Here is a 19343-nt window from a genome sequence, read left to right on the forward strand (position 1 = left end):
GTCACCGGCGTGCCCTTCTGCGTCGACCAACCGGCCAGGTCCTCGACTCGGCCCGAGTGCCGTCGGCCGTGCAGAAGGCGGAGAAGTGGCGCCGGGCGTCCGAGCGGTGGTACGGCTTGCTCTTCACCCGCACGCACCCGCCGCCGGTGCGCACCCCGCGCCGCAGTACCCGCGCCACCGTCACCAGCCACCGCGCGTACGTCGACGCCGGCCGGCCGGACAACGCCACGAGCAGAGCGGGTACGACGTACCCGGCGCCCGGCACCTCCACGGCCAGTGCACCTCCATGGCTAGTGGACCTCCACCGACTCGACGATCCGCCGTACATCGGCGTCGGAGAGCTTCCCCCGCTGGGCGTCGATCCGGACCTGGAAGGTCTGCTCGGCGGAGTCCAGGCCGGTCAGGATCACGCCGTTCACAGGTGTGCCCTCGGGCGGTCCGCCGTCCCCGCCGGCGGCCTTGAAGGTGAAGTCGATCCGGCGGGCCTCGTCCGTGCCGGCCAGCTCGACCTCCTTCTGGCCCTTGACGTCCGCGCCCATCTGGATGCCGGCCTCGGCGGCGATGGCCGCCCGTTCGGCGGAGTCCGCCTGGGTGAAGCCGAGCTGCACGGTGATCAGCGAGACGGTCCTGCCGCCCTCCGTGCGCTCGGCCGCGGCCGCGTTGAACTTGCTGCGCTCTGCCGCGCTCTGCTCCTCGTACCCCTCGGGGTACGACACGGAGACACCCTTGGTCTTCAGCGTCCCCCAGCCGTCCGGCACCGAGGCGGAGCCGGAGGCGGAGTCGTCCGTGCCGCAGCCGGAGAGGGCGAGGGTGAGGGCCAGCAGGCCGGTGGTCAGGTACGTACTGCGGGGCTTCGGATGAGTCATCGGTGCGGGCTCCTTGTCCGGTCAGTCGGCACAGTAGCTATAGGGGACGTAGGAGCGGTTGTTCCCCTTGGGGGCGCCGAGGAACTGCGCGTCGGTCAGGGTCTCCGCCTTCTGCTCGGTGCTGATGGACAGGCCGAGGCTGAGCCCGAGGTTCAGTTCGAAGCCGTACTCGGCGGCGTTCACCTCGCCCGTGTAGTTCATCCGGCTCGACTTGCCCTTGTCGAACATCAGCTGCCCGAACGGGTCGTCGGCACCGGGGCGGTCGGTGGGCGCGTTGTCGTTGAACATGTACTGGAACGGTGTCCCGAACTGCTCGTTGTTGCCGTCGAGCCATTGCTCGGCGATCGCCCGGTCCTGGTCGCCGGCCGGTCCCGGGTCGAAGGCCAGGGTGTTGGTGACGATCTCGACCCCGTTGGGGCTGTCCGTGCCCTTCACGCTCGAGCTCCCGCCCCGCTTGTCCTTCCCGCTCCGGCCGTTGTCGCCGCCCAGCTTGGCGCCGTCCTTCTGGCTGCCCTCCTCGACAGTGCGGGTGGTGTCGATGCGGATCAGCTTGCCGGTGGTCTTGTCGTAGGTGACGGTGATGGTGCCGGTCTGCGTGGTGTTCGCCGAGGCGTCGCCGTTGAGCGCGCCCGCCTCGTAGCTCCCCTTGGCGCCGTACTCGATGGACGAGGAGTACGTGTACGACCTGGTGTTCTTGTACGCGTTGTCGGTCCAGGTGACCTCGGGGGCGTACTTGAAGTTGCCGCTGAGCGTGGCGCTCAGTTTCTTCTCGTCGGCCACCGAGAACTTCAGGCCGGCCGCTGCCGAGGCCTCCAGGTTCACCTTGCCGTAAGTGATCTTCCGGTTGTCACCGAGGTCGTTCTCGATCCGCTCCCGCGTCTCCTCCTCGTCCTTCAGCGGGCCGGTCCCGAACAGGTAGAGGATGCTGTCGCTCAGGGCCACCTCCCCGCCGTGCGGTGACCTCCGCCGCATCTCGTACATCTGCAGCGTCTCGACGTCGTCCCGGAACCGCTGGGCCTCCTCGGGGCTCTCGAAGACCCAGGTGTCACCGTTGGTGACCTTGATGCCGAGGCCGAGCTCCACCTTGTCGGTGCCGAACTTGCCGACCTTCATGCCGGGCTTGAAGTCCTTCTTGGCCGCTACGGACGCCGCGTCGGTGAAGGTCAGGTACACCATCTCGTCGTTGTCGTCGACCTTGCCGTCGCCGTTGACGTCCGTCTTCGCCTTGACCCGCTGTTCCTGGAAGCCGTACTCGTTGCCGATCTCCCAGAAGGCGATCTTCACCTTCGAGCCCGCCTTGTCGGTGACCGAGGAGACCTGGCACAGCGCCGGCTCGAAGTCGGCGTCGGTGAGCGGCTTGCCCTGCTCGTTCCCGCCGTTCCCACCGGTTCCGCAGTTCCCGCCGCCGGTGACCCGGCAGACCTGGGCCGCGATCTCGTCGTAGACCGACTGCCCGATGCCCGTGGCGGAGACCGCCAGGACGATGGCGGCACTGACCACGACCATCCCGAGATACTCCGGGGCACTCGCCCCCCGGTCGTCCCGGACGTGTCTGTGTCGCCCGCCCGTCCGTATGCCCCCGCGAGCCATACGGCACCCCTCCTCGCCCAGCAGCCTCGGTGTGGACCGCGAGCGTATGTACGGTCGTGGCCGGAAAGCGTGGGCCCGAGGGCCCAAACCGGGCCCAGTGTCAAAGCGGCGCACAGGGCCCACTCGTCCCGTGCCGAATTGAGCCCGCCAAGATGCTCTACGTGTCCCGTTTTGGAGCGTCTTGCGTGATGCCCGTTGCCGTTCGGCTACACAAACGCTGTTCTCCGGTCATGAAGCCGCGGATACAGTGCGGACGTAGTGACGCTGTGGAGTGGACGCGGTGCGCCTGGTGAAACAACCGGTGGGCCGCTGGGCAGGGGAAGAACGGGGGAACCGCGCGTGCCAACCGCCATCGCTGTGACCGGCGCCGACCTGGCGCTGCCGCCGCAGGACGAACGAACCCTGCCGGCCGTCGTGCTGCAGGACATCGAAACCCGCCCGCTCGAACAGGCGCTGACCGATCTGCAGACGCTCATCGAGCAGCACGGGCACGTCATCGTGGTCTCGTCCCCGGCCGCGCCCACCGCCGTCCAGCGGCGGTTGCACAGCCTGCGCTCCCTGCTGGAGACCGACCGGATCGCGCTCTTCCAGCCCGACCTGCCACCGCTCGGACTGGCCGTCCTGGCCCGCCAGTTGCGGCAGCTGGCCTCGTGCGATCTCAGCCCCGGCGTGCTGGCCTCGGCCGGCCGGCTGCTGGTCCACTACATCCACGCCGGCGCCCTGCTGGGTTCGGTCGCCCGGCTCGACCGCGTCCCCGTGAACCTGAAGCAGCACGCCAAGTCCTGGCTCCCGGGCAGCCAGTTCGCCGTACTCGCCCACCCTCATCCGCAGCTCGTGCGCCTCGGCCCGGAAGCCGCACTGGACGGACCGGAGTTCGGCACGTGGATGCTCGTTGCCAAGGGCCAGCTCCAGTCCGACTGGGTCACCGGCACCCTGGCCCCGTCCTGGAGCGTGCAGGGGCTGCGCGAGGCGCCACTGCCGACCGCGTCCCCGGGGTGGTGGGGAACCGGCAAGCTGATCGAGTTCTGCACCTACCTGCCCGACCTGTCCGTTCTGTATCAACTGGTCACGTCCGTGCGGCGCGGTGTCTGCCACTGGTGCGGCCTCGACGTCCTCGGCGACCGGTGCGTGTTCTGTTCGGCCACCCCGCCCGGCCACGACGCCCCGCCCCAACCCCGCCCCGGGAACCGGACGGCCGCCGGGTGAGGCCCGAACACACGCGGCGCGCCGCGGTACCCGTGGCCCGGGGATCCTGCCCACGCCCGCCCGGGCGCCTGTTCACCACGCTCACCCCACCCGACTCCGCTCGACCGATATCCCCAATGAGGTTGCACGGTTCATGAACTCCCGTCAGCGCCGCGGCGTGATACTCCTGCTCCTGTCGGTCCTGTGCGCCCTCGGCGCGTTCGCCGGCGTGCTGTCCGTCATCAGTGACGTGAACTCCAAAGTCGGCCCCGAGGTCGCCGCGTACCGGCTGAAGACCAGCGTGGCGCCCTATACCGAGCTCAGTACCGGCCAGTTCGAAAAGGTCCGGATGCCCGAGAGGTGGCTGTCCCAGAACGCCGTCACCGACCTGGACGAGATCCAGGGCAAGATCGCCGTCACCACGCTGCGGAAGGGCTCTCTTCTGCAGAACGACATGATCGTGAACCAGCCCGCCCTGAAGCCGGGGCAGCAGGAGGTCGCCATCATGATCGATGCCGCGACCGGTGTCGCCGGCAAGATCACACCGGGATCGACGGTCAACGTCTACGCCACCTTCGCCGGAGCGCAGCAGGGTGACCCCGCCCAGTCCAAGATCATCGTAACGAACGCCAAGGTCCTCGACGTCGGCCGGATCACCGCCCTCGAGCCCGACGAGGAGAAGCGAGGGCGGCAGCCCACCGACGGCGTCCCGATCACCTTCGCGCTGTCCACCATCGACGCCCAGCGCATCACCTACGCCGAGTCATTCGCCCAGCGTGTCCGGCTCGCGCTGGTCGCCCCCGGCAGCGACACCACCGTCCCGGACTCCCAGCGGACGTACGAACTCGCAAAGGACAAGTGAGAGCCGCATGCCCACGAGGATCCTCCCGGCGGTCGGCGACGCGGACGCGGTGCGGTCCATCACCACACTGCTCAGTCAGCTTCCGGACGCCGAGCCGGTGGCTCCGGTGGCCGACTCCACCCAGCTCATCGACACCCTCGCGCGCCTGGCCGCCGAGTCGGTCGACGAGCTGCCCGAGGTCGTGATCGTCCACGAGCGGATCGGTCCCGTCCCGGCACTGGAGCTGATCCGCGAAGTCGCCCTGCGCTTCCCCGCCGTCGGCGTCATCCTCGTCACCTCGGATGCGAGCCCCGGCCTGTTCCAGGCCGCGATGGACTATGGTGCCCGCGGCCTGATCGCCCTCCCGCTCAGTTACGAGGAACTCGGCAGCCGCGTCCAGGCGGTGGCCCAGTGGTCGGTCGGCGTACGCCGTCATCTGGGCGCGAGCGGCGACGTCTTCACCGGCGTCGGCGGCACCGTCGTCACGGTCAGTGGGGCGAAGGGCGGCGTAGGGACGACCCTGACGGCGATCCAGCTGGCCCTCGCCGCACAGGCGTCCGGCCGAGCCGCAGCCCTGGTCGACATGGACCTCCAGACCGGCGACGTCGCCTCCTACCTGGACGTCCAGTTCCGTCGCTCGGTCGTCGACCTCGCGGCGGTCACCGACATCTCCCCGCGCGTCCTCGCCGACGCCGTCTTCCGGCACGACACCGGTGTCGCGCTGCTGCTCGCCCCCGCCGAGGGCGAACGCGGTGAGGACGTCACCGACCGCGCCACCCGGCAGATCGTCAGCGCCCTGCGCTCCCGCTACGAGGTCGTCGTCATCGACTGCGGAGCCCAGCTCGGCGGGGCGGGCGCGGCGGCGGTCGAGATGGCCGGCACGGCGCTCCTGGTCACCACGCCGGACGTGGTGGCGGTCCGGGGCGCCAAGCGGACGGTGCGGATGTGGGAGCGGCTGCAGATCCGCAAGGCCGAGGAGACCACGGTGGTCGTCAACCGTCACACCCGGGCCACGGAGATCCAGCCCCCGCTGATCCAGAGGATCACCGGCACAGTGGTCGCGGCGACCGCGGTCCCCGCCAACTTCAAGGAACTGCAGAGCGTCGTGGACGCGGGCCGTGTCCACGAGCTGGAGAGCAAGAGCACGGTGAAGCAGGCCCTGTGGGGCCTGGCCGGCGAACTCGGCCTGGTCAAGGCCACCGAGGGTGCCCACAAGGCCGGTCGACTGCGCGGCGACCGGGGATCGGTCAACCTCCGGCGGCGCAAGGACCAGAGGGAATGAGGATGCTGACGATGCGAAGGGCGCGTGACCGAGTCCGGAACCGGGAACGGGACCGGGGCCAGGTCACCATCGAGTTCCTCGGTATGACACCGGCGATTCTCGTGACGTTGGTGGTGCTGTGGCAGCTCGTGCTGGTGGGATACACGTTCACCCTCGCGGGGAACGCCGCGGACGAGGCGGTACGGGCGGGGACGGCAACGGAGCGGGCCTGGCGCCAGGGCGCCTGCCGCGAGGCCGGGTTGGACAAGCTGCCCGACGCGTGGAAGGGCGCCGCGACGGTGAACTGCACGACGGCGGGCGGCCATGTCACGGCCGAAGTGAAGCTGAACGTCCCCGTGCTGTTCCCCGGCACAGCCGACTTCCCCTTCGATGTGACGGGCACCGCGGGCGCGGTGGAGGAGGTGGACTGACATGCCGTACCACCACAGGCGCCGTGACCGGGGCCAGGCGGCGATCGAGTTCCTGGGCTTCATCCCGGTCCTGATCATCGTCGGCATGGCCGTCGTACAACTCGGCCTGATCGCGTACACCGCCCAGCAGGCCGGCACCGCGGCCCGAGCCGCGGCGCGCAGCGCCTCGCTCGACCGGGGCACCGGGCAGGCCTGCACCGCCGCCGTCAGCGGCTGGCTCGCCGACGGCACCGACTGCCGGGCCGCGTACGGCGGCGACGAGGTCACCGTCACCGCCACGATCGACATCCCCTCGATCGTCCCCGGCTGGGACTTCGACCCGGCACGGAAGTCCGCCACGATGCCGATCGACCACTGACGCCGCCGCCCGGCCGCCGGTCACCACACCGACTGACCGCCGGTCACCACCACCGCCGACCGGCCGTCGGCCACCGACGACCGTCCAGGACGAAAACGAGGAGAGGAGCACCGGACTCATGAGTCTGCGGGCACGTATCAACTCCCCAGAGGAGAAGGGAAGCCGGGGCGAGGACGGTCACCGGGTCGCCGCCTACCGCGCCAAACTCCTCGAGGAGATCGACCTCGCGGAGATGAGTTCGATGGCCGCCGCCGAGCGCCGGGTGCGCCTGGAGCGGGTGCTCGGGCACATCATCAGCCGTGAGGGCCCGGTCCTGTCCACGGTCGAACGCTCCCAGCTGATCCGCAGGGTCGTCGACGAGGCCCTGGGCCTCGGCATCCTGGAACCGCTCCTGGAGGACGCCTCCATCACGGAGATCATGGTCAACGGCCCTGACGCGATCTTCGTCGAGCGCGGCGGCAGGGTGGAACAACTGCCCCTGCGCTTCGCCTCCAACGACCAGCTCATGCAGACGATCGAGCGCATCGTCTCGACCGTCAACCGCCGCGTGGACGAGTCCAACCCGATGGTCGACGCACGCCTCCCCTCCGGTGAACGCGTCAACGTCATCATCCCGCCGCTGTCCCTGACCGGTGCCATCCTCACCATCCGCCGCTTCCCGCGCTCCTTCACCCTTCAGGAGCTCATCGGACTCGGCTCCCTCGACGAGCCCATGCTGTACCTGCTCGCCGGCCTGGTGCAGGCGCGGTTCAACGTCATCGTCTCGGGCGCGACGGGCACCGGCAAGACGACCCTCCTCAACGCCCTGTCCGGGCTGATCCCGGAGGGTGAACGCATCATCACCATCGAGGACTCGGCCGAACTCCAGCTCCAGCAGCCGCACGTCATCCGCCTGGAGTCCCGCCCGCCGAACGTCGAGGGCAAGGGCCGGGTCACCATCCGCGACCTGGTGCGCAACTCGCTGCGCATGCGCCCCGACCGCATCGTCGTCGGAGAGGTCCGCGGCGGTGAGTCCCTGGACATGCTCCAGGCCATGTCCACCGGCCACGACGGATCCCTCGCCACCGTCCACGCCAACAGCGCGGAGGACGCCCTGATGCGACTCCAGACCCTCGCCTCCATGTCGGAGGTGGAGATCCCCTTCGTGGCCCTCCACGACCAGATCAACAGCGCCGTCGACGTCATCGTCCAGCTCACCCGCTTCGCCGACGGCGCCCGCCGCATCACCGAGATCGCCCTGCTGGAGAGCCACGGGGGCGAACCGTACCGGCTGGCCACGGCCGCCCGCTTCAACGCGCAGCCGATGACCGCCGACGGCCGGATCCACGGCGCGTTCGAGTACCACCCGCTGCCGCGTCGCACCGCCGACCGCCTCTACATGGCGAGCCAGGCCGTTCCCCAGGCCTTCGGCATCGCCCAGTCCACCGACCAGCTCGCCGCCCGAGAAGCCAGGTAGGAACCGTCCCCATGGATCTGCAGAACCTGATCACGCTGACCACGGGCGTCGCCCTGCTGACCTGCGTCCTCGCCGTCGTGGGCGTGCACTCCTACGCCATGGGCAAGGCGCAGCGGCAGGTGCTGGTGGACCGGCTCTCGGCCACCGGCCAGATCCCCGTCGTCGGCCGTCGGCGCCACTTCCACGGCCTGGACCGCCGCCTGCGCCGCACCAGGACCGGCAAGAAACTGGAACTGCGCCTGGCGGCCACCGGCCTGGACATCACCCCGGGCGAGTTCTTCGTCTCCATGCTCGCCACGGTCGCCGGCCTCTGGCTCACCGGCCAGGCCATGCTGGCCCCCTTCTTCGGCCCGCTCGCCGGACTCCTGGGCATCTGGGTGGCTTTCCAGTTCCTCAACTGGCAACGCCAGAAACGCATCGAGAAGTTCATCAACCAGCTTCCGGAGCTGTCCCGCATCCTCGCCAACGCCACCCAGGCCGGCCTGGCCCTCCGTACCGCGATCGGCATGGCGGCGGAGGAACTGGAGGCCCCGGCGGGCGAGGAACTGGCGAAAGTAGCCGACCAACTGGCGGTGGGCGCCTCGATGGACGACGCACTGGGCGAACTCACCGACCGCCTTCCCTCCCGCGAGCTGGTCGTCCTGGTCACCACCCTGGTGCTGTCCAACCGGGCCGGCGGCCATGTGGTGAGCGCGCTGCGCAACCTGACGGAGACGCTGGAGGAGCGCAAGGAGACCCGGCGCGAGGTCCGCACCCAGCTCTCCCAGGTCAGCATGACGTCGTACGCCGTTCCCGTCCTGGGCGTCGGCTCCCTGTTCCTGATGAACGGGGTGAAGGACGGCGCGCTGGAACGCATGACCGGCTCCCCGGTCGGCCAGGCCGCGGTCGTCATCGCCTTCGGGCTCTACGCCGTCGGCTTCGTCCTCATCCGCCGCATGTCCCGCATCGACGTCTGAGCGGAGAGGAGCACCCGACATGGCACTTCTGCTCGCACTGACCATGGCCGTCGGCGTCTGGGGCGTCTTCGCCGGCATCCGCATGTACCGGGCCGAGGCGAAACTCCCCAGCGACCTGGCCCTCGCCCTGGAGGTCGGCTCCACCCGCACCGGCGCGGTCGACTCCCTGGTCGACCGCCTCGGCATGCGCTACGCCCCGGCCGTACTGCGGGCCATGGGCCCCAAGCAGGTCGCCAAGTACCGCCGCAAGATCGACCTGGCGGGCAACCCCGGCGGCCTCACCATCGACCGCTACGCCGCCCGCCGCGCGGTCTACGGCTTCCTCGGCGGCGTCGGCTTCCTGGTCTTCCTCATGCGCGGCCAGCTCTTCGTGGCCCTGCTGCTGCTCGCCTTCGGCGCGTTCTGGACGGAGGTCGGCATCTGGTCGGCGATCCGCATCCGCAAGGACGTGATCGAGCGCACGCTGCCCGACTTCCTGGACGTCCTCGCGGTCGTGGTGAGCGCGGGCCTCGGATTCCGCCAGGCCCTGGACCGCGTGGCCGCGAGGTACGAGGGCCCCTGGGCGGACGAACTGCGCATCACCCTGCGCCAGATGGACCTCGGCATGAGCCGCCGCCAGGCCTTCGCGGAACTCCGGAGGCGGAACGACTCCGAACAGGTCGCCATGTTCGTCACGGCGCTGCAGCAGGGCGAGGAACTGGGAGCCCCGATCGTCGACACGCTGGTGGCGCTGGCGAAGGACATGCGCCGCACGGACGCGCAGAACGCCCGCCGCAAGGCCGCCCGCGCGGTTCCCAAGGCCACCATGATGATCACCACGTTCATGGTCCCGGCCACGATGATCCTCCTCGGCGCCGGCCTGATCCTCGGCTCCGGCACCGACTTCGGCTCGATCACGGGCGAGTAGGACGGGGCAGGGTGCCATGACGATCGAGAGGGAACGCACGGTGCGGCTCCGCCGCCTCCCCAGAGCTGCGGAGATCACCACCCCACCGGCGGGCACGGTCCTCCCGGAGCACGTCCGCACGGGAGCGCCGGACATCCCGGTGACGTCGGTGACGCCGGCGCTGCCACCGGGCTGGGAGCTGACGGCAGCGGGCCGGGTGAACGCCCTGGCAGCCGACGCCCGGCCCTCCCAGGGACCACCCGCGGCCGACGGCGAAAGCCGCACAGGTGGTGCGGGCGGGAATGAGTTCCCGCCGGCCGAAAACCGGGGCACCCTCCACGCGCCCGCACCGGACGTCGACATCCAGATCAACGCCCTTCAGGCCCTGTGCCGACAGGTGTTCGGTTTCCGGCTGGCGATGATCGCACTGGCCGCCCCCGCCGCCCTGCTCAACGCGAGTCCCGGCTGGGGCACCCGCCTCGTCGGCATCGCGGTGGTGGTCACCTTCATGGCCTCCTACGTCCTCTTCCGGGACTGGGAACGCTTCGGCCCCCTCCTCCTGCGCCACCCCACGCTCCTCGCGGTGGACACCGCCTTCGGTGCCCTGCTCCTCATCTCGGCGGGCCCGGACACCACCCTCGCCTACGTCAGCGTCTGCACGCCGCTCCTGGCCGGCCTGGTCTACGGCTGGCGGGGCGCGGCCGTCTTCGCGTCCCTCCAGGGCCTGGTCCTGCTGCTGGTCTACGCGGCCGTGGAGAACCCGCACGCGAGCCTGGCGGAGACCTCGCTCCTGCCCGGCCTCTGCGTGGTCGCGGGGGCGGCCGGCTCCACCCTGCGCGGCCTGATGCTCCGCTTCGGCGCGGCGACCCAGGCCCTCACCACGGTCCAGGCCCGCCTGGCCGTCACCGAGGCGGTCGGCGCGGAACGCGCCCGCCTGGCCCGGGAGATGCACGACTCGGTGGCCAAGACGCTGCACGGAGTCGCCCTGGCGGCGGACGGACTGGCCGGTTCGGCGGGCGCGCGGCACATGGAACCGGAGCTGGTGAAGCAGCAGGCAGAACTCGTCGCCCGCTCGGCCCGCCGCGCGGCGGCGGAGTCCCGTGAACTGCTGGCCGATCTGCGCCGCGAGTCCGACCCGGCCCAGGGCACGGACGTCCTGGAGGAACTGGCGGCGCGCACCCACGACTTCAGCACGCGCACCGGCCTGCCGACGACCTACCGTCCGACCGTCGACCACACGGTGGTCCCACCAGTGCCGCCGGCTGTGGCCCGCCAGATCCTCACCATCGCCTCGGAGGCCATGGAGAACGCCCACCGCCACGCGGAACCGACCCGGGTCGACGTCCGCGCGGGCGTCCACGGCGACCTGCTCCGCATCAGCGTCCACGACGACGGCCGCGGGCTCCCACCCGGCACCAGCCTCGAACAGCTCCGCCGGGCAGGCCACTTCGGCCTGGTCGGTATGGTCGAGCGGGCCGCCTCCGTCGGGGCCCGTATCCGCATAGGCCGGGGCACACAGGCCCACGGCACGGAGGTCCGTCTGGAACTCCCGCTGGCGGCCGTGATGACGCCGGGCCCGAATCCGGCGGAAGGCAGGGCCGCATGACCGAGCAGACGCCGTACCCGTCCCCCCACTCCCGGAGAGGAGGCAGCCCCGTGCAGCCGCCGCCGAACCCCTTCGAGAACGCCCCACCACCCGCCGTGCTCCGGGTGGTCGTGGCCGACGACAACCCGGTGGTCCGCGCCGGCCTCACCGCCCTGCTCTCCGGCCGCGAGGACATCTCGGTCGTGGCGGAAGCGGCGGACGGCAGGCAGGCGTACGAGGCGGCCCACGAACACCGCCCCGACGTCGTCCTCCTGGACGTCCGCATGCCGGGCGTGGACGGCATCTCCGCCCTCCCGTACCTGGTGCGGATCGCCCCGGTCGTGATGCTGACGTACAGCAGGGAGTCGGAGATCGTCCAGGAGGCCCTGCGCAGGGGAGCGGGCGGCTACCTGGTCCACGGCGAGTTCACGGCGGACCAGCTGGTGTCGGCGGTACGGGACATCAAGCACGGCAGACCGCACTTCACCCCGACAGCGGCCGGGGCGTTGCTGGCGCAACTGCGTCAGGGGATGGGTACGGGTCAGGCGCTACCGGAGGGGCTGGGGCGGACGGGGGTCATTCCTCCGAGTGTGCAGGCGAGTTCGGATGGATTCGGGCTTCCGCGCATCCCGGATCCGCCTACTTCTTCGGAAAACCTTTCGCGGCTGCAACCGAATGTGGCACAGTCGATGTCTGGGTGGGCAAGCGGCCGCCCGGCTGCTCCCGACAGGTCGAGGTTCCAACTGAGCACCAGGGAGGCGGAGATCATGGACCTCATCGCGTCCGGCATGACCAACCAGCAGATCGCCGCCACGTGCTTCATCAGTGAGAAGACGGTCAAGAACCACATCAACCGCATCTTCGCGAAACTCCACAGCACGAGCCGTTCCGAGGCCGCCGCGAAGTGGCTGGGCACGGCACCGGGTTCGGACCGAGGGACGGGTGACCTGCGGTGACGGTACGGGGGACGAGGAGCCGGGCCGGTGATTGGGCCCGGGATTGGGCCCTGGGGCCCTCTGGCGGGCGGGGAAATTCGCCGTACCTTACTGATGTCGAAAGCGGCACCGCGAAGAAAGCGGAAGCCGCAACCGCGTCAGCCGGAGGGGAACACCATGAGCAACTGGATCAACACGACGGTCACGTACCTCCAGTCCCGCGCAGCCCGCAACGACAAGGGCCAGACCGCGGTGGAGTACCTGGGCATCATCGCGGTGGTCGTGGCGATCGTACTGGCGATCACGGGGACGGATCTCGGTCAGTCGATCTTCGACGCGATCACGGCCAAGATCGGCGAGGTCACCGGCGGTTGATAAAGCCCCGCAAGTTCGGCGACGCAGGGCAGGCATTCCCCATCTACATCACGGTGGTGGGGGGCCTGCTCTTCCTCGCGTTCGCGTACCTTGCGGTCGGTCAGGCCGCAGCGAATCGGAACAGCGCCCAGACGGCCGCTGACGCCGCCGCGCTCGCGGCAGCGCAGGACAAGCGAGACAAGCTCGCCGGGGCCTGGGTGGAGAGCCTTCTCGACCCGACCAAGTGGCAGGACATCTTCGACGGCAAGGGTCTCGGGCTCGCCCCCTCGTGTTGGAGGGCGGATCAACTCGCGGCGCGGAACGATGCCGTTGTGCTGAGCTGTGCTCCAGACGGCCTACTGGGTTACACGGTTGAAGTCGAGACGAACAACACCGTGGGAGACTCCATCGTGCCCGGCACGGAGGACAAGCGGTCGAAAGAGACCGCCACTGCTGTGATCGAGCCGCGTTGCACGTTCCAGCTTCCCGTCGAGGATGCGGAGGATGACACCCTGCCCCTGCTCGCCTGCAAGGGGGGCAGGGATTGGGACCTGGACCCGAAGACGCCCAAGGACCTCCTCCCCGAGCCCGAGGACCTCTTCGATGTCCACTTGGCCGACTGACAAGCGAACGACGAGTGACTAAGGAAGCAGAGGCATGAGCATTCGGTCTACAACGAAGGCCCGCAGGGGGATGGTCGCGCTGGCCGTTGCGGCCGGACTGGCCCTCGGTGTGGCCGGCTGCAGCGAGGGCGGGGACGACAAGAAGCCGCAGACGACGGCTTCGGCATCCAAGGACGGGGGGCCCAACCCAAGTGCCCAAGAGGGTCAGTCGGAGGAGTTCTTGGCGGAGTTGAAGGGCTCCAATGGGTTGCTCCTTCAGGTCACCTCTGCCGAGCGCGATGCGGGCGGCTTCGTCACGGTGAACGGCAACCTCAAGAACGACGGAGACAAGAGCCTGCCGATCCCTTCTGCGCTGAGCGGAAATGAGACCGAGATCATCAAGAATGGCAGGTCGCTCGGCGGCGCTACGCTCATCGACTCGAAGGGCAAGAAGCGGTACTACGTCCTGCGTGATACGGACGGCCGCCCGTTGACGACCACGGGTTTCTCGACAATCAAGGCCGGGGAGAGCCTCGCAGTGTTCATGCAGTTCCCCTCACCGCCGACCGACGCTGACGAAGTCAGCCTTCAATTGCCGACGTTTGCCAGCGGCACCATTCAGATCTCTGGATGAGGCCAGTCATGACGCATACTCAAAGGCATCCGTTGTCAACGCGTTTCGTCTCGACTTTGACTACCGCTACATTCCTGGTCGCCGCGAGCCTCTACAGTGCCACAGCTTCCGTCGCCGCCGACGCCCCCAGCGTCCCCCCAGGCACCGAAGCCACCGCTTCCGCCCCCGTGGAACTCGACCCCAACGACCCGGACCTCAAGCTCCCGGACGGCGCCACCCTCGCGGAGCCCAAGGTCCTGGACATCAAGCAAGTCGTCGAAGACCAGAGCGGCGACGAACGTCGCGAGGACACCAACTCGGACGTGAAGTTCGCACTCCAGGCCGAAGTCCTGTTCGGCAAGGACAGCGCCAAGCTGAGCGCGCAGGCGAAGTCCCGTATCTCCACGATCGCCGAGGAGATCAAGGCGCAGAACGCGACGAAGATCCGCGTCTTCGGCTTCACGGACAACCTGGGCTCCTCCGCGCACGGCGACGTCCTGTCCCGCCGGCGCGCGAACGCCGTACACGGCGTCCTCGAGCAGGAGCTGAACGACTCCGGCCTCACGTACGAGGTACGCGGCTACGGCGAGCAGTACCCGATCGCCGACAACTCGACGGAGGCCGGCCGCAAGAAGAACCGCAGGGTGGAGATCTCCTTCCCCCGCGCAGAGAGCTGACTACAGCAAATGATCGGCCTTGCCCGCCTTGATCTCCAGGATCAGGGAGCGCAGGGCCTCTCTGCTGTCGGTCAACGGGTGCTCCTCCTGCCCGGCGACGGCGATGTAGGCGTTGCCCTCGCTGTCGGTCCCTATGCGGAAACAGTTGTTGCCTTCGCCGCAGAAGGCCTCTTCCCAGTCAATGCCGGCCATGATGGTGGCTCCTCAGATGTCGCGGGCAACGGTGCGGATGAGATCTCGCGAGGCCGCTGAAGGCAGCGCCGCATCGTCCATCCAGTCCAGATGAGCACGGTACTTGGTGAGCTGAGCCTCAGCGCCGGTGAAATCCGGCCCATGAGCCGAGTCCAACTGCACGGTGTCGAGTTGGGGCACGGGTCCCTCGGCATAGAGCAAGGCGTGTCCTGCTCCGGGGAAGTCGCCTGCGCCGTTCGGAATGACTCGCAACTCGAGTTCTTCACGCTCGGACTCGGCCGCGAGGCGGGCGAGCTGCTGCCGGGCCACCCCGGGACCGCCGTACGGCATGCGCAGTGCGGCCTCGTGGACGTACGCCAGATACGGAAGCGGCTCGGCTCGCTGGAGTACCTGCTGCCGCTCCATGCGGTGGGCCACTCGAAGTTCGACCTCGAGCCGACTCAACGGCGGGAGCACCGCGGCGAACACCGCTCGGGCGTACTCCTCGCTCTGGAGCAGCCCTGGCACGTGCATGACCTGCGCAGTGCGCACTCGAGTGGCATGCCATTCCAACTCGGCGATGTCCAGCAGCCCGGCGGGCAACGTGCCCCGGTACTGCTCCCACCATCCCCGTTCCTTGTGGTCCGCCATGATGGCCAGAGCCTCGACATAACCGATGTCGCCACAGGCGTAGTTGCAGGCCAGCGTGCGAACGCGCTCGGCCGAGAAGGGACGGATGCCCGACTCCATGTTGGACAGCCGGGTTCGGTCAATGCCAAGCAGCCCGGCCGCGTACTCCGTGGTGACGCCCGCCGCCAGCCTCATCTTGCGCATCTCTGCACCAAGCCGCTTCTGCCGCTCAGTCGGCAAGTTCCTCGTCGCCATGCCGCCCCTCCTGTCGCTGTCGAGACGAAGTCTGCCGTGGAGCGGTGCTGCCGATCCACCCATCGATGGGGGTAATTATCAATGGATCAATGGACATTGTGACCCCATCTCTTCTACCTTCCGTGACAGGTCGACTACGACCCGCACCGATCCGGAAGGGCATCGCGCGAGCCTGCCCGCACTCTCCTGCCCTGGGAGGGGCGCGTTCGCGTCAGGGAGACGAGCCACTGGGCGGAGCCACGACCACCTGTTGTCCGAAGGAGTTGCCATGCCCGAATCGACCGCCCTCTGCCCGATCGTCGCCCCCATCGACAAGCCGCCCACTCCGCAGACCCCCGCCACTCTCAACTACAGCCTCACCCTCCCCCCGGTCCTGCAGAGCCCCGCCATCGCCCGCACCGCCACCCGGTCGATCCTGCGGGCCCACGGCCTGGACGACATGACCGACGCGGCGGTACAGGTCGTGGGCGAACTGGCCGCCTGTGCATGCCGCCTGGCCCCCGCAGCCCAGGTGTACGTGTCCCTCCGCTACCGGGACGACACCCTGCGCGTGGTCCTCTACGACGCACACCCCCGCCACACGCACCCCCGCCTGGCGGCCTCGTGTGACGCCCGCCGGCGGACCGCACTCAGGGTGCTCGCATGCGTCGTCAGGGCGTGCGCCGGCGACTGGGGCTTCGGCGACGCGCGGGAGCCGGGCGGAGGCACCCGCATGTGGGCGGTCCTGCCCAGGGAAGGCGCGTCCGCATACGTGGACGGAAAGCCGTAGAGGCCCCGTCACTCCCCTTCCCGCACCACCTCTACCCGCACCCCTGCCCGCAGGCCCCACCCCGCCATGGTCCCGGCCTCCGCCTCGATCACATGCCGCGCCCGGATCCTCGGCAGCCCGAGCCGCCCCGGCGGCATGGTGCGTACGGCGATGACGCGGAGACGCCGGTCGAGGTAGGCGACGTCGATGGACATGCGCATACGGAAGGTGTGGATGCTGTTGGCGGGGGAGAGGAGCAGCGCGCCGTCGAGGGCGTCCCGTCCCAACAGCCCCTTGGTACGAGCCCGATAGGAGCCGGCGATCTCCAGCGGCACGCGCGCAGCAGACCGGTCGTCGTCGCCGGGGATGACCAACTCCCCACGCCCGTCATGCCAGCGCGCCATCAGCGACCCACCCCACCCCTTCACTCCACCACCGAACGATCAACCGTCCACGCCGAACCTATCCCCGCCAGGCCCCGGAAGTCAGCTCCTGCGCGGTTGGCGGGACGGGGGAGGGCGGCCAGGGCCACCCTGACGATCGCGGTGGCCGATGACCTAACCCAATTCCCGCTCGGCGTCTTCCGGCTGTCGTCTCACGACGGGCGCTTCACCCAGTCGACGAGCCGGGCCCACCGGCCACCCCCCGGCCGGCTCGGCGCCGGTCCCGATCGAGACATCGCCTCGGCCGTGCGCGTACCCATGCGCCCCGCAGGCTCACACGCGCACCGCTGAGTCGTGGGCACACCCGCGAGCACCTGCTCCACATGTCTCCCGCAGCCCTCGTAGGTCACCTTCCGGCACGACCGACAGACAGCACGTTGGCACATGACTCCCCTTCGACAACTTCTTCATCAGTGATCTGAGATATTCACACACACGTCACAAATGGCTCCGATGTTTGCAGCCTCTCCATGAGTGACGGAATTACTTCAGCGGGAGCGCGGTTATCAGGCCGAAGCGTGATCCAAGCGGCCTCGACGATGCCTCCCGAATGTCCGGACAAGAGAGATGGACGGGCATATTCTCCGCTTGGCGCAACTGACCGCGTGCTGTCAACTGGTCTGCTGGAAAATCCTCCTGAAGTTGCCCGGGATACCGGAACAGTGGTTGCATCACGCCTGAACGTGGTGACGGAAAGTCGGAGTATGGCGTTGCGCCTACATTCTGGACTCTTTGAGATCGTCGACCAAGCGCAGCCAGGACAAACACCGAGAACGGCAACCGCCCACCCCGAACGGGCGGTGTGCGCCGGTCAGGAGGGAGCGACGTGAGTTGCTCGCACGCCGCAGGATGTCCCCTTTTCCCGCTCCTCAGGGCGAGCTTGCAAGGTTGGCGCGACTACTACTGCGACAGCGTGGGCCAGTGGCACGACTGCGCGCGCTACCAGTTGGCACTCACCGGCGAGCCCGTGCCCATCAGCCTGCTGCCCAACGGAGCCCGTGCACGGCATCTCGAACCCGTGGCTGATGCGAACGGACCCGGCGCGAACGGGGCCGACGCGAACGGACCCGGCGGGGCCAACCCGAGCCAGGCGCCCCGGCAGACCCCGCCGCCGGCGCCGGAGAGGGTGCCCCCGTTTGAGCCGGTACCCCCGTCGGCCCCCGCCCTGCATCACCAACCGTCACCACGCATACAGACGCCCCACCCGCCGGACCGCGTCGCACGGCACACGCGGAGAGCCCCCCGCTCGAAGCGCGGCTGGTGGGCCCGACTCGCCGACTGGATGAGAGGCCCCGCATGAGTACCTACTGGCCCTGGTGGGCAGGCGCTGTCGGACTTGCTCTGGTCACCATCACCTACACCCTCCTCACCGATCGGTCTCTCGGGGTGTCGTCGGCGTGGGACCGCGTGTTGCACTGGCGCAGCGAACGCCGCATCGAGCGGATGGACGAGGAGTTCGCCGACGATCAAGCTCTCGCCGACGCGCTCGCCGCAGCCACCGCGGAACACTTCGGTACCCGCCCCGGCCCCGGCTCCGGCGTGGCCACCTCGCCGCCGGTTGCGTACGGGAAGCCGCAGCCGCTGGAGTCGGACAACGAACCGACGCCGAGTGAGAGCCCGTCGGCCGCGAGCCTGCGTCCGGTCCCGCTGGTCACCCAGGCTGCCCTGCTGGTGTCGATTTTCCTCGGCGGACTGATCGCCGCGGTCACCTCCGGGCGGTTCCAGCTCCGCTTCGACATGGGCCCCGGTTTCAAGGACCTGGTCACCGCCAACTCGGCTGCCATGATCGGCCTGTTGTTCCTGGGCGGCGTGCTGGTCGGCTTCGGCACCCGACTGGCCGGCGGATGCAGCTCCGGCCACGGACTCAGCGGCTGCGGGCGTCTGCGCCCGGTCAGCATCGTGGCGACCGCTGTCTTCTTCGGTACCGCCGTCGCGGTGTCGTTCCTCTTGTGGAAGGTGATCTGATGCGTACCCGGGGAACGATCCTGCTGGCCAACATCATCACCGGACTGGCCCTCGGTTACACCGTCACCAACATCGGCTTCGGGGACTACGCCGAGCTGAACCGCATGTTCACCTTCCAGGACCTGCGCATGTTCTTCTCCTTCGCGGGTGCCGTCGGAATCATCGTGTGCGTGTTCGCTCTGCTGCGGGTCCGCCGCACCCCGGGGCGCATCCACGCCGGTGTGATACCCGGCGCGGTGCTGTTCGGTACGGGCTGGGCGATCTCGGGTGGCTGCCCGGCAATCCCGATCATCCAGGTCGCCAGCGGATACCTGCCCGCCCTGGTCACCATCGTCGGCGTCGCCGTCGGTATCGGGCTGTGCCGCTGGGCCAACGCCCGGTACTTCCACCTCGACCGCGGCTCCTGCGGGCTGTGACCCAGGGTTCCGGCCGACACGATCCGCCGGGAAAGAGGTCCCTTGTCCCCTGCGGATTCGGGTCGCAAGGGCGGCCAGGGTCTGGGCGGTCTCGGTCAGGCTCTCGACGGCCGCGTCCA

The 19343-nt window shown here is 69.2% G+C and carries 23 protein-coding genes; 17 read left to right on the plus strand and 6 right to left on the minus strand.

What is annotated here, in order from left to right; translation table 11 throughout:
* Position 1 precedes the first annotated feature (1 nt).
* From DIZ27_RS46780 to DIZ27_RS03335, 3 genes are read right to left on the minus strand one after another with little or no spacing between them, the layout of a single operon-like run.
* Positions 2–271 carry a hypothetical protein gene (locus tag DIZ27_RS46780; RefSeq protein WP_258308215.1) on the minus strand — a complete coding sequence of 90 codons (270 nt, stop codon included), beginning with the start codon at positions 269–271 and terminating at the stop codon, positions 2–4.
* Between the two features lie 19 nt (positions 272–290).
* On the minus strand, positions 291–866 hold the full coding sequence (locus DIZ27_RS03330; RefSeq protein ID WP_109376748.1) for a hypothetical protein: 576 nt from the start codon (positions 864–866) through the stop codon (positions 291–293).
* 21 nt (positions 867–887) lie between these two features.
* The gene (locus DIZ27_RS03335) at positions 888–2372 is read right to left on the minus strand and encodes a hypothetical protein (protein WP_258308216.1); all 1485 of its coding nucleotides are present in this window, start codon (positions 2370–2372) and stop codon (positions 888–890) included.
* Positions 2373–2813: 441 nt separating this feature from the next.
* Between DIZ27_RS03335 and DIZ27_RS03340 the strand changes: the two genes are divergently transcribed.
* The 14 genes from DIZ27_RS03340 (at position 2814) to DIZ27_RS03405 (ending at position 14596) form a co-directional block, all read left to right on the plus strand.
* On the plus strand, positions 2814–3662 hold the full coding sequence (locus DIZ27_RS03340) for a hypothetical protein (RefSeq protein ID WP_181383379.1): 849 nt from the start codon (positions 2814–2816) through the stop codon (positions 3660–3662).
* Between the two features lie 133 nt (positions 3663–3795).
* Positions 3796–4503 carry a Flp pilus assembly protein CpaB gene (gene cpaB / locus DIZ27_RS03345; protein WP_109376750.1) on the plus strand — a complete coding sequence of 236 codons (708 nt, stop codon included), beginning with the start codon at positions 3796–3798 and terminating at the stop codon, positions 4501–4503.
* 7 nt (positions 4504–4510) lie between these two features.
* Positions 4511–5764, plus strand: a complete 1254-nt coding sequence (locus DIZ27_RS03350) for an AAA family ATPase (RefSeq protein WP_109376751.1) — start codon at positions 4511–4513, stop codon at positions 5762–5764.
* Positions 5761–6174 carry a pilus assembly protein gene (locus DIZ27_RS03355; protein ID WP_375231927.1) on the plus strand — a complete coding sequence of 138 codons (414 nt, stop codon included), beginning with the start codon at positions 5761–5763 and terminating at the stop codon, positions 6172–6174. The genes DIZ27_RS03350 and DIZ27_RS03355 overlap by 4 nt, the downstream gene beginning before the upstream one ends.
* Before the next feature lies 1 nt (position 6175).
* On the plus strand, positions 6176–6532 hold the full coding sequence (locus DIZ27_RS03360; protein ID WP_109376752.1) for a TadE/TadG family type IV pilus assembly protein: 357 nt from the start codon (positions 6176–6178) through the stop codon (positions 6530–6532).
* A gap of 118 nt (positions 6533–6650) precedes the next feature.
* Positions 6651–7988: a CpaF family protein gene (locus DIZ27_RS03365; RefSeq protein WP_109376753.1), complete on the plus strand. Its 1338-nt coding sequence runs from the start codon at positions 6651–6653 to the stop codon at positions 7986–7988.
* Between the two features lie 11 nt (positions 7989–7999).
* The gene (locus tag DIZ27_RS03370; protein ID WP_109376754.1) at positions 8000–8944 is read left to right on the plus strand and encodes a type II secretion system F family protein; all 945 of its coding nucleotides are present in this window, start codon (positions 8000–8002) and stop codon (positions 8942–8944) included.
* Positions 8945–8963: 19 nt separating this feature from the next.
* Entirely contained in the window at positions 8964–9851 is an 888-nt protein-coding gene (locus DIZ27_RS03375; RefSeq protein WP_109376755.1) for a DUF5936 domain-containing protein, read from the plus strand.
* A gap of 16 nt (positions 9852–9867) precedes the next feature.
* The gene (locus DIZ27_RS03380; protein ID WP_109376756.1) at positions 9868–11436 is read left to right on the plus strand and encodes a sensor histidine kinase; all 1569 of its coding nucleotides are present in this window, start codon (positions 9868–9870) and stop codon (positions 11434–11436) included.
* The gene (locus DIZ27_RS03385) at positions 11433–12371 is read left to right on the plus strand and encodes a response regulator transcription factor (RefSeq protein ID WP_109376757.1); all 939 of its coding nucleotides are present in this window, start codon (positions 11433–11435) and stop codon (positions 12369–12371) included. Before DIZ27_RS03380 ends, DIZ27_RS03385 begins: the two co-directional genes overlap by 4 nt.
* A gap of 156 nt (positions 12372–12527) precedes the next feature.
* On the plus strand, positions 12528–12725 hold the full coding sequence (locus tag DIZ27_RS03390) for a Flp family type IVb pilin (protein WP_109376758.1): 198 nt from the start codon (positions 12528–12530) through the stop codon (positions 12723–12725).
* Entirely contained in the window at positions 12725–13327 is a 603-nt protein-coding gene (locus tag DIZ27_RS03395) for a pilus assembly protein TadG-related protein (RefSeq protein WP_109377010.1), read from the plus strand. The genes DIZ27_RS03390 and DIZ27_RS03395 overlap by 1 nt, the downstream gene beginning before the upstream one ends.
* A 34-nt stretch (positions 13328–13361) precedes the next feature.
* On the plus strand, positions 13362–13940 hold the full coding sequence (locus DIZ27_RS03400) for a hypothetical protein (protein WP_109376759.1): 579 nt from the start codon (positions 13362–13364) through the stop codon (positions 13938–13940).
* 8 nt (positions 13941–13948) lie between these two features.
* On the plus strand, positions 13949–14596 hold the full coding sequence (locus DIZ27_RS03405) for an OmpA family protein (RefSeq protein WP_109376760.1): 648 nt from the start codon (positions 13949–13951) through the stop codon (positions 14594–14596).
* Here the strand turns inward: DIZ27_RS03405 and DIZ27_RS03410 are convergent, their stop codons facing one another.
* Together DIZ27_RS03410 and DIZ27_RS03415 are read right to left on the minus strand one after the other, a co-directional pair.
* Positions 14597–14788, minus strand: coding sequence for a hypothetical protein (locus tag DIZ27_RS03410; RefSeq protein ID WP_109376761.1), 192 nt, complete (start codon positions 14786–14788; stop codon positions 14597–14599).
* A 12-nt stretch (positions 14789–14800) separates the two neighbouring features.
* Positions 14801–15652: a helix-turn-helix transcriptional regulator gene (locus DIZ27_RS03415; protein WP_109376762.1), complete on the minus strand. Its 852-nt coding sequence runs from the start codon at positions 15650–15652 to the stop codon at positions 14801–14803.
* Between the two features lie 268 nt (positions 15653–15920).
* Here DIZ27_RS03415 and DIZ27_RS03420 point away from each other — a divergent pair, with 268 nt between their 5' ends.
* A complete protein-coding gene (locus tag DIZ27_RS03420; RefSeq protein WP_109376763.1) occupies positions 15921–16421 on the plus strand; it encodes a sensor histidine kinase in 501 nt (166 codons plus the stop codon).
* 8 nt (positions 16422–16429) lie between these two features.
* On the opposite strand, the gene DIZ27_RS03425 is transcribed toward DIZ27_RS03420, so the two are convergent.
* Positions 16430–16804 (minus strand): DUF192 domain-containing protein, encoded by a 375-nt coding sequence (locus DIZ27_RS03425; RefSeq protein WP_109376764.1) that lies wholly within the window; start codon positions 16802–16804, stop codon positions 16430–16432.
* Positions 16805–18139: 1335 nt separating this feature from the next.
* Between DIZ27_RS03425 and DIZ27_RS03440 the strand changes: the two genes are divergently transcribed.
* Together DIZ27_RS03440 and DIZ27_RS03445 are read left to right on the plus strand one after the other, a co-directional pair.
* Positions 18140–18808 carry a YeeE/YedE family protein gene (locus DIZ27_RS03440; RefSeq protein WP_109376767.1) on the plus strand — a complete coding sequence of 223 codons (669 nt, stop codon included), beginning with the start codon at positions 18140–18142 and terminating at the stop codon, positions 18806–18808.
* On the plus strand, positions 18808–19224 hold the full coding sequence (locus tag DIZ27_RS03445; RefSeq protein ID WP_109376768.1) for a YeeE/YedE thiosulfate transporter family protein: 417 nt from the start codon (positions 18808–18810) through the stop codon (positions 19222–19224). The genes DIZ27_RS03440 and DIZ27_RS03445 overlap by 1 nt, the downstream gene beginning before the upstream one ends.
* Positions 19225–19343 lie beyond the last annotated feature (119 nt).

It is taken from the genome of Streptomyces sp. NWU339, from assembly GCF_003143855.1.
Classification (GTDB): domain Bacteria; phylum Actinomycetota; class Actinomycetes; order Streptomycetales; family Streptomycetaceae; genus Streptomyces.

Bases quoted from the DNA above. Each gene is read 5' to 3' on its own strand.
- DIZ27_RS03330 (WP_109376748.1), bottom strand. From the start codon at position 866: ATGACTCATCCGAAGCCCCGCAGTACGTACCTGACCACCGGCCTGCTG.
- DIZ27_RS03335 (WP_258308216.1), bottom strand. From the start codon at position 2,372: ATGGTCGTGGTCAGTGCCGCCATCGTCCTGGCGGTCTCCGCCACGGGC.
- cpaB (WP_109376750.1), top strand. From the start codon at position 3,796: ATGAACTCCCGTCAGCGCCGCGGCGTGATACTCCTGCTCCTGTCGGTC.
- DIZ27_RS03350 (WP_109376751.1), top strand. From the start codon at position 4,511: ATGCCCACGAGGATCCTCCCGGCGGTCGGCGACGCGGACGCGGTGCGG.
- DIZ27_RS03355 (WP_375231927.1), top strand. From the start codon at position 5,761: ATGAGGATGCTGACGATGCGAAGGGCGCGTGACCGAGTCCGGAACCGG.
- DIZ27_RS03360 (WP_109376752.1), top strand. From the start codon at position 6,176: ATGCCGTACCACCACAGGCGCCGTGACCGGGGCCAGGCGGCGATCGAG.
- DIZ27_RS03365 (WP_109376753.1), top strand. From the start codon at position 6,651: ATGAGTCTGCGGGCACGTATCAACTCCCCAGAGGAGAAGGGAAGCCGG.
- DIZ27_RS03370 (WP_109376754.1), top strand. From the start codon at position 8,000: ATGGATCTGCAGAACCTGATCACGCTGACCACGGGCGTCGCCCTGCTG.
- DIZ27_RS03375 (WP_109376755.1), top strand. From the start codon at position 8,964: ATGGCACTTCTGCTCGCACTGACCATGGCCGTCGGCGTCTGGGGCGTC.
- DIZ27_RS03380 (WP_109376756.1), top strand. From the start codon at position 9,868: ATGACGATCGAGAGGGAACGCACGGTGCGGCTCCGCCGCCTCCCCAGA.
- DIZ27_RS03385 (WP_109376757.1), top strand. From the start codon at position 11,433: ATGACCGAGCAGACGCCGTACCCGTCCCCCCACTCCCGGAGAGGAGGC.
- DIZ27_RS03390 (WP_109376758.1), top strand. From the start codon at position 12,528: ATGAGCAACTGGATCAACACGACGGTCACGTACCTCCAGTCCCGCGCA.
- DIZ27_RS03400 (WP_109376759.1), top strand. From the start codon at position 13,362: ATGAGCATTCGGTCTACAACGAAGGCCCGCAGGGGGATGGTCGCGCTG.
- DIZ27_RS03405 (WP_109376760.1), top strand. From the start codon at position 13,949: ATGACGCATACTCAAAGGCATCCGTTGTCAACGCGTTTCGTCTCGACT.
- DIZ27_RS03410 (WP_109376761.1), bottom strand. From the start codon at position 14,788: ATGGCCGGCATTGACTGGGAAGAGGCCTTCTGCGGCGAAGGCAACAAC.
- DIZ27_RS03415 (WP_109376762.1), bottom strand. From the start codon at position 15,652: ATGGCGACGAGGAACTTGCCGACTGAGCGGCAGAAGCGGCTTGGTGCA.
- DIZ27_RS03420 (WP_109376763.1), top strand. From the start codon at position 15,921: ATGCCCGAATCGACCGCCCTCTGCCCGATCGTCGCCCCCATCGACAAG.
- DIZ27_RS03425 (WP_109376764.1), bottom strand. From the start codon at position 16,804: ATGGCGCGCTGGCATGACGGGCGTGGGGAGTTGGTCATCCCCGGCGAC.
- DIZ27_RS03440 (WP_109376767.1), top strand. From the start codon at position 18,140: ATGAGTACCTACTGGCCCTGGTGGGCAGGCGCTGTCGGACTTGCTCTG.
- DIZ27_RS03445 (WP_109376768.1), top strand. From the start codon at position 18,808: ATGCGTACCCGGGGAACGATCCTGCTGGCCAACATCATCACCGGACTG.